Origin of the sequence: Amycolatopsis rhizosphaerae (assembly GCF_007713715.1) — a bacterium.
Classification (GTDB): Bacteria; Actinomycetota; Actinomycetes; order Mycobacteriales; family Pseudonocardiaceae; genus Amycolatopsis_E; species Amycolatopsis_E rhizosphaerae.
Genome location: NZ_VJWX01000350.1, coordinates 1 through 7,549 on the forward strand (window position 1 = coordinate 1; position 7,549 = coordinate 7,549).

Below are 7,549 nucleotides of genomic sequence, written 5' to 3' on the forward strand. Positions count from 1 at the left end.
GATCACGCGAGGTGAGGTGCTTGTCCACCGCGGCGGCCGCGGAGCGGCCCTCCGCGATCGCCCACACGATCAGCGACTGCCCGCGGCCCATGTCCCCGGCCACGAACACGCCGTCCACGCTGGTGTGGAACCGGCCGTCGCGGGCGACGTTGCCCCTCGCGTCGAGTTCCACGCCCAGCTCCTCCAGCAGGCCTTCCCGCTGCGGGCCGACGAAGCCCATCGCGAGCAGCACCAGCTGGGCGGGCAGTTCCCGTTCGGTGCCCTCCACCGGGACGAACCGGCCGCCCTCGTTGCGCACCTCGACGAGTTTCAGCGCCCGCACGTTCCCCTCGCCGTCGGCGAGGAACTCCTGCGTGTTCACCGAGTACAGGCGTTCGCCGCCCTCCTCGTGCGCCGAAGACACCCGGTAGATCATCGGGTAGGTCGGCCACGGGTTCGCGTCCGAACGCGACTGTGGCGGCCGCGGCATGATCTCCAGCTGCGTCACCGAAGCGGCGCCCTGCCGGTGTGCGGTGCCGACGCAGTCGGCACCGGTGTCACCGCCACCGATGACCACCACGTGCTTGCCCGCCGCGGTGATCGCCGGCTCGGCCAGCGCCCCCGAGGCGACCCGGTTCGCCCCGGGCAGGTACTCCATCGCCTGGTAGATGCCGGACAGTTCGCGGCCGGGGACGGGCAGGTCCCGCCACGCCGTCGCGCCACCGGCGAGGACCACCGCGTCGTGCTCCGCCCGCAGCTGCTCGACGGTGATGTCGACGCCGACGTTCACGCCCGTCCGGAACTGCGTCCCCTCGGCGCGCATCTGGTCCAGCCGCCGGTCCAGCCGCCGCTTCTCCATCTTGAACTCGGGGATGCCGTAGCGCAGCAGGCCGCCGATCGCGTCCGCCCGTTCGAACACGACGACGTCGTGCCCGGCCCGGGTCAGCTGCTGCGCGGCGGCAAGGCCCGCCGGGCCGGACCCGACCACGGCGACCTTCTTGCCGGTGCGCACCTCGGGCGGCTGCGGGGTGATCCAGCCCTCGTCCCAGGCCCGGTCCACGATCGAGATCTCCACCCGCTTGATCGTCACCGGGTCGTCGTTGATCCCGAGCACGCAAGCGGTTTCACACGGCGCCGGGCACAACGTCCCGGTGAACTCCGGGAAGTTGTTGGTCGCGTGCAGCCGTTCGATCGCGTCCCGCCAGTCCTGGCTCCACACCAGGGTGTTCCACTCGGGGATCAGGTTCCCCAGCGGACAGCCCTGGTGGCAGAACGGGACGCCGCAGTCCATGCAGCGACCGGCCTGCTTTTCCAGCCTGTTCGACGGGAAGTCCTGGTAGACCTCGCGCCAGTCCAGGAGGCGCAGGTCGACCGGCCGGCTCGTCGGGGTCTCCCGCTTGGTGGTCAGAAAACCCTTGGGGTCAGCCATGTGCGGCCTCCATGATCGCTTCGTTCACGTCACGTCCATCGCGCTCCGCGGCGGCCTGAGCCTGCAGCACGCGCTTGTAGTCCTTGGGCATGACCTTCCCGAACCGGGTCACGGCCACGTCCCAGTCCGCCAGCAGCGCGCGCGCCACCGCGGAATCGGTTTCGGCGTAGTGCCGTTCCACCGCGTCCCGCAGGAACTCGGTGTCCTCGTCGTCCAGCGGGTCGATGTCCACCATTTCGCGGTTGACCCGCAGCGCGGGCAGGTCGAGGACATAGGCGACGCCGCCGGACATCCCGGCCGCGAAGTTCCGCCCGATGCCGCCGAGCACCACCACGCGCCCGCCCGTCATGTATTCGCACGCGTGGTCGCCGACGCCTTCCACCACGGCCAGCGCGCCGGAGTTCCGCACGCAGAACCGCTCGCCCACCTTGCCGCGCAGGAAGATCTCGCCCGAGGTGGCGCCATAGCCGATCACGTTGCCCGCGATGATGTGCTCCTCGGCGGCGAACCGCGCGTCCCGGTTCGGCCGGACGACGATCCGTCCACCGGACAGGCCCTTGCCCACGTAGTCGTTGGCGTCACCGAACAGGCGCAGCGTGATGCCGCGCGGCACGAAGGCGCCGAAGGACTGGCCCGCGGTGCCGGTGAACGTCACGTCGATCGTGTCGTCCGGCAGCCCCTCGCCGCCCCAGCGCTTGGTCAGCTCCGAGCCGAGCATGGTGCCCACGGTCCGGTTCACGTTGCGGACCGGCAGTTCCAGCCGCACCTTGTCACCGGAGGACAGCGCGCCCTCGGCGAGCTGGATGAGCGTGTTGTCCAGCGCCTTCTCCAGCCCGTGGTCCTGGGCCACCACCTGGTGCCGCGCCGCACGCGGCTCCAGGTCGGGCACGTGGAAGATCGGGGTCAGGTCCAGGCCCGCGGCCTTCCAGTGCTCGACCGCGCGCCGCTTGTCCAGCAGTTCGGCGTGCCCGACGGCCTCCTCGATGGACCGGAAGCCCAGCTTCGCCAGGTACTCGCGCACCTCCTGCGCGATGAACTCGAAGAAGTTCACCACGTAGTCGGCCTTACCGCTGAACTTCTCGCGCAGCTTCGGGTTCTGCGTGGCCACGCCCACCGGGCAGGTGTCGAGGTGGCAGACCCGCATCATGATGCAGCCCGAGACCACCAGCGGGGCGGTCGCGAAGCCGAACTCCTCCGCACCGAGCAGCGCGGCGATCACCACGTCCCGGCCGGTCTTGAGCTGGCCGTCGGTCTGCACGACGATGCGGTCGCGCAGGCGGTTGCGCAGCAGGGTCTGCTGCGTCTCGGCCAGGCCGAGCTCCCACGGCCCGCCCGCGTGCTTGATCGACGACAGCGGCGAGGCGCCGGTGCCGCCGTCGTGCCCGGAGATGAGCACGACGTCCGCGTGCGCCTTGGACACGCCCGCCGCGACCGTGCCGACACCGACCTCGGACACCAGCTTCACGTGGATGCGGGCGGCCGGGTTGGCGTTCTTGAGGTCGTGGATGAGCTGCGCCAGGTCCTCGATGGAGTAGATGTCGTGGTGCGGCGGCGGCGAGATCAGCCCCACCCCCGGCGTGGAATACCGGGTCTTGGCGATCCACGGGTACACCTTCGCGCCGGGCAGCTGGCCGCCCTCGCCGGGCTTGGCGCCCTGGGCCATCTTGATCTGGATGTCGTCGGCGTTGACCAGGTACTCGCTGGTCACCCCGAACCGTCCACTCGCGACCTGCTTGACCGCGCTGCGGCGCTGGGGGTCGTAGAGCCGTTCCGGGTCTTCGCCGCCCTCACCGGTGTTGGACTTGCCGCCCAGCCGGTTCATCGCGATCGCCAGCGTCTGGTGCATCTCCTGCGAGATCGACCCGTAGGAGATCGCGCCGGTGGCGAACCGCTTCACGATCTCGGAGACCGGCTCGACCTCCTCGATGGGCACCGGCGGCCGCACACCCTCGCGGAACTCGAACAGACCGCGCAGCGTCATCAGCTTCTCGGCCTGGTCGTCGACGGCGCGGGTGTACTCCTTGAAGATCTCGTACTTCCCGGAGCGCGTCGAGTGCTGCAGCTTGAAGATGGTGTGCGGGTTGAACAGGTGCGGTTCGCCCTCGCGCCGCCACTGGTAGTCCGCGCCGGTCTCCAGTTCGCGGTGGCTCGGCCGCATGCCGTCGCGCGGGAACGCCCTGGCGTGCCGCTGCCGCACCTCCTCGGCCAGCGTGTCGAACCCGACGCCGCCCAGCCGTGAGGTGGTGCCCGCGAAGCAGGTGTCGACGACCTCCTTGCCGAGCCCGATCGCCTCGAAGATCTGGGCGCCGGTGTAGGAGGCCACAGTGGACACACCCATCTTCGACATGGTCTTGCGCACACCCTTGCCCAGCGCCTTGATCAGGTTCCGGGTGGCCTGCTTCGGGGAGACGTCCCCGATCCTGCCCTGGGCGGCCAGTTCCTCGACGGTGGCCATCGCCAGGTACGGGTTGACCGCGGCCACGCCGTAGCCGATGAGCAGCGCGATGTGGTGCACCTCGCGGGCGTCGGCGGCCTCGACCACGAGACCGACCTGGGTGCGGGTCTTCTCCCGGACCAGGTGGTGGTGCACGGCGCCGGTGAGCAGCAGCGACGGGATCGCCGCCCGCTTTTCGTCCACGCCGCGGTCGGACAGCACGATCAGGCGCGCGCCCTCGGCGATCGCCTCGGACACCTCCGCCCGGATCTCGTCCAGCCGGTGCAGCAGCGCCTCGCCGCCACCGTCCACTTCGTACAGGCCGGACACGGTGACCGCCTGGAACTCGGGCAGGTCGCCGTCGTCGTTGATGTGCACGAGCTTGGCCAGCTCGTCGTTGTCCAGCACGGGGAAGGGCAGCACGATCTTGCGGGCGTGCCCGGGCCCGGCCTCCAGCAGGTTCGGCTCGGCGCCGAGCTGGGTGCCCAGCGAGGTGACCAGCTCCTCGCGGATGGCGTCCAGCGGCGGGTTGGTCACCTGGGCGAACAGCTGGCTGAAGTAGTCGAAGATCTGCCGCGGGCGGCTCGACAGCGGGGCCAGCGGCGAGTCGTTGCCCATCGAGCCGATCGGCTCCGCGGCGGTGCGGGCCATCGGTTCGAGCAGGGTTTCGAGCTCCTCCTGGGTGTAGCCGAAGGCCTGCTGCCGCCGTACCAGCGACGCGTGCGTGGGCACCTCGCGCTCACGCTCGGGCAGTTCCTCCAGGTGCACCAGCCCGGCGCTGACCCATTCGCCGTAGGGGTGTTCGGCGGCCAGTGCGCCCTTGATCTCCTGGTCGTCGATGATGCGGCCCTGTGCGGTGTCCACCAGGAACATCCGGCCCGGCTCCAGGCGACCCTTGCGCACGATCGCGGCCGGGTCGATGTCGAGCACGCCGACCTCGCTGGCCAGCACGACCAGCCCGTCCTCGGTCACCCAGTACCGCGCGGGGCGCAGGCCGTTGCGGTCCAGCACCGCGCCGATCTGGGTACCGTCGGTGAACGACACCAGCGCGGGCCCGTCCCACGGTTCCATCAGGCAGGAGTGGAACTCGTAGAAGGCGCGGCGCGCCGGATCCATCTCGTCGTGGTTTTCCCACGCCTCGGGAATCATCATCAGCACCGCGTGCGGCAGGCTGCGGCCGCCGAGGTGGAGCAGTTCCAGCACCTCGTCGAAGCTCGCCGAGTCGCTCGCACCCCGGGTGATGATCGGGAAAACGCGCTTGAGGTCACCGTGGACGAGGTCGGTGGACAGCATCGACTCGCGTGCGTCCATCCAGTTCCGGTTGCCGCGCAGGGTGTTGATCTCACCGTTGTGCGCGACGTAGCGGTACGGGTGGGCCAGCGGCCACGACGGGAAGGTGTTCGTGGAGAACCGCGAGTGCACCAGGCCGATCGCGCTCGTCACACGCTCGTCGGTCAGGTCGGGGAAGAACCGCTCGACCTGGGGCTCGGTGAGCATTCCTTTGTAGACGATGGTGCGCGAGGACAGGCTCGGGAAGTACACGTCCTCGTTGGCCAGCGCGTGCTCGGCCCGCTTGCGCACGCAGAAGGCGGCGCGCTCCAGGGCCAGACCGGTGACGCGTTCGTCACGGGGAGCGAGGAAGAGCTGTGTGAAGTGCGGCATGGTGGACAGCGCGGTCGCCCCGACGCCGTCGGGCTCGACCGGCAGTTCGCGCCAGCCGAGCACACGCATGCCCTCTTCGGCGGCGATGCCTTCGATGGCGCTCATGGCGCGGCCGCGGGCCTGGGCGTCGGTGGGCAGGAAGGCCGTGCCGACCGCGTAGCCGCCGGCCTCGGGCAGGCGGAAATCCACCACTTCCCGGTAGAAGGCGTCGGGGACCTGGATCAGGATGCCCGCGCCGTCACCGGTTTCCGGCTCGGCCCCCCGCGCGCCGCGATGCTCGAGATTGCGCAGCGCGACCAGAGCCTTGCGCACGATTCTGTGATCTCGCCGTCCGGCGAGGTCGGCGACGAAGGCAACGCCGCACGCGTCGTGCTCGTGTTGCGCCGAATACAGGCCTTGCTCGTCGGCCGGGTTGTTCGGCTTGGTCGGGCTGTGGCGGGTCACGGCTGGCCGCCTCCTTGGGCGTCGGCGGTTCGGCTCACCCGATCGCGTGGTCTTGGCGACCTGGCTAACGGAGTGGGCTCGGACCGCGATGGTCAGTCGAGAGGAAAAGAAGGCGAGCGCCTGAATCTGGGCAGACGTCATCGCCAGGCCACACAGCGGCGGGTGGCCGGTCAGGGGTGCACATCGTCGGGCAGTGGTGCGCGTGGGAGGTCGAAGTGGTGGGTGCCGTTCCCACGGCGCGCTTGTTACTCCCGGGTTCGCCGGTCTTATGACAGTAGTGTGAATTGGCCGTTATCGATATACGTCGAACGCCGCAGGTGGGAAATGCCACGTGCCCGTTGACGGAGTACCTCTGAGTGTACTTCACTCCACGGACCACCCCTGACCTGCGAAGACTCCGGATCGTGCGGGCCCATGGCCGCCTCGGGAGCCGGGAGAACGGTAACCGGCTTGTTACGTTCGGCGTCAACGAACGGAGTAACGGGCACCGGCAAAAGGCGGAAAAGTTTTCACGGGTGTCGAGTCGTGAAGGGTCCCTTCACGGTCGAATCGACTGTGAAGGGACCCTTCACGGCCTCGCCGGAGTCGCGCCGCCGGGGCCCGGGTGTCAGGCGGCGAAGACGGCGGTGACGGTGCCCAGGGCGCCCATGTCGGCGGTGACGGTGTCGCCGGCGCGGACCGGGTAGGCGCGGGTCATCGAGCCGGGCAGCACGACGTGGCCCGGTTCGAGGTCGATCCCCAGCGGGCCGATCGTGTTCGCCAGCCACACCAGGGCGTTGACCGGCGAGCCGAGCACCGCCCCGCCCGCCCCGGTCGCCACCATCTCGCCACCCAGTTGCAGGGTGCACCCCACGGGCCTCAGATCGAGGTCGGTCAGCAGGGTCGGCTTGCTGCCGAGCACGACCCCGCCGGAGGAAGCGTTGTCGGCGACGGTGTCCACGATGGAGATGTTCCAGTCCTTGATGCGCGAGTCCACGATCTCCAGCGCGGGCAGTACGAAGTCGACCGCGCGGATCGCGTCGGCGACCGTGACACCGGGGCCGGACAGGCGCCGCCCGAGCACGAACGCGATCTCCGGTTCGATGCGGGGCTGGAGGTACTTCTCGGCCGCGATGGGCTCGTGTTCGAGGTGGAACATCCCCGCGAGCAGATGCCCGTAGTCGGGTTGGTCCACCCCCATCTGCTGTTGCATGGCTCTCGACGCCAGTCCGACCTTGTGTCCCTTGATCACATCGCCCGCCGCGACCCAGGACCGGACCTGTTCCTGCTGGATCCGGTAGGCATCGGTGATCGTCGCCTCCGGGAACGACTGGATCACCGGGACGGTCGGTTCGCCCTTTTCGTAGGCGAGCAGCAACTGGGCGGCCGCTTCCCGCACCGCTGTGGGTTCCATGGTCCGCACTCTGACCGCCCCGTGCGACGGCCGCAACCCCGGCGTTCCGCTGTCCGGCACGATCTCGCCGCCCCAGGAGCCGCCCCAGGAACGCAACAGGAATGCCGTGAAGGGCCCCTTCACGGTCATATGTGCTGTGAAGGGGCCCTTCACGGCCAACGGCCGAGCGGACCGGACGAAGCCGGGGGGCTGCCGGACAGAAAGAGGC

3 protein-coding genes are annotated in these 7,549 nt (G+C 69.7%); all 3 read right to left on the reverse strand.

Annotated features, from left to right (window positions below; all coding sequences use genetic code 11):
* Positions 1-1,408 (reverse strand): glutamate synthase subunit beta (locus tag FNH05_RS26910; protein WP_144591510.1); only part of this gene is annotated, 1,408 nt, incomplete at its 3' end.
* Positions 1,401-5,948 (reverse strand): glutamate synthase large subunit, encoded by a 4,548-nt coding sequence (gltB, locus tag FNH05_RS26915; protein ID WP_144591511.1) that lies wholly within the window; start codon positions 5,946-5,948, stop codon positions 1,401-1,403. The genes FNH05_RS26910 and gltB, both read right to left, overlap by 8 nt.
* Before the next feature lie 607 nt (positions 5,949-6,555).
* A complete protein-coding gene (locus tag FNH05_RS26920) occupies positions 6,556-7,341 on the reverse strand; it encodes a 2-keto-4-pentenoate hydratase (RefSeq protein WP_144591512.1) in 786 nt (261 codons plus the stop codon).
* Positions 7,342-7,549 lie beyond the last annotated feature (208 nt).

Excerpts from the sequence above, each read along its gene's own strand:
- FNH05_RS26920 (WP_144591512.1), bottom strand. The coding sequence starts at position 7,341 with ATGGAACCCACAGCGGTGCGGGAAGCGGCCGCCCAGTTGCTGCTCGCC.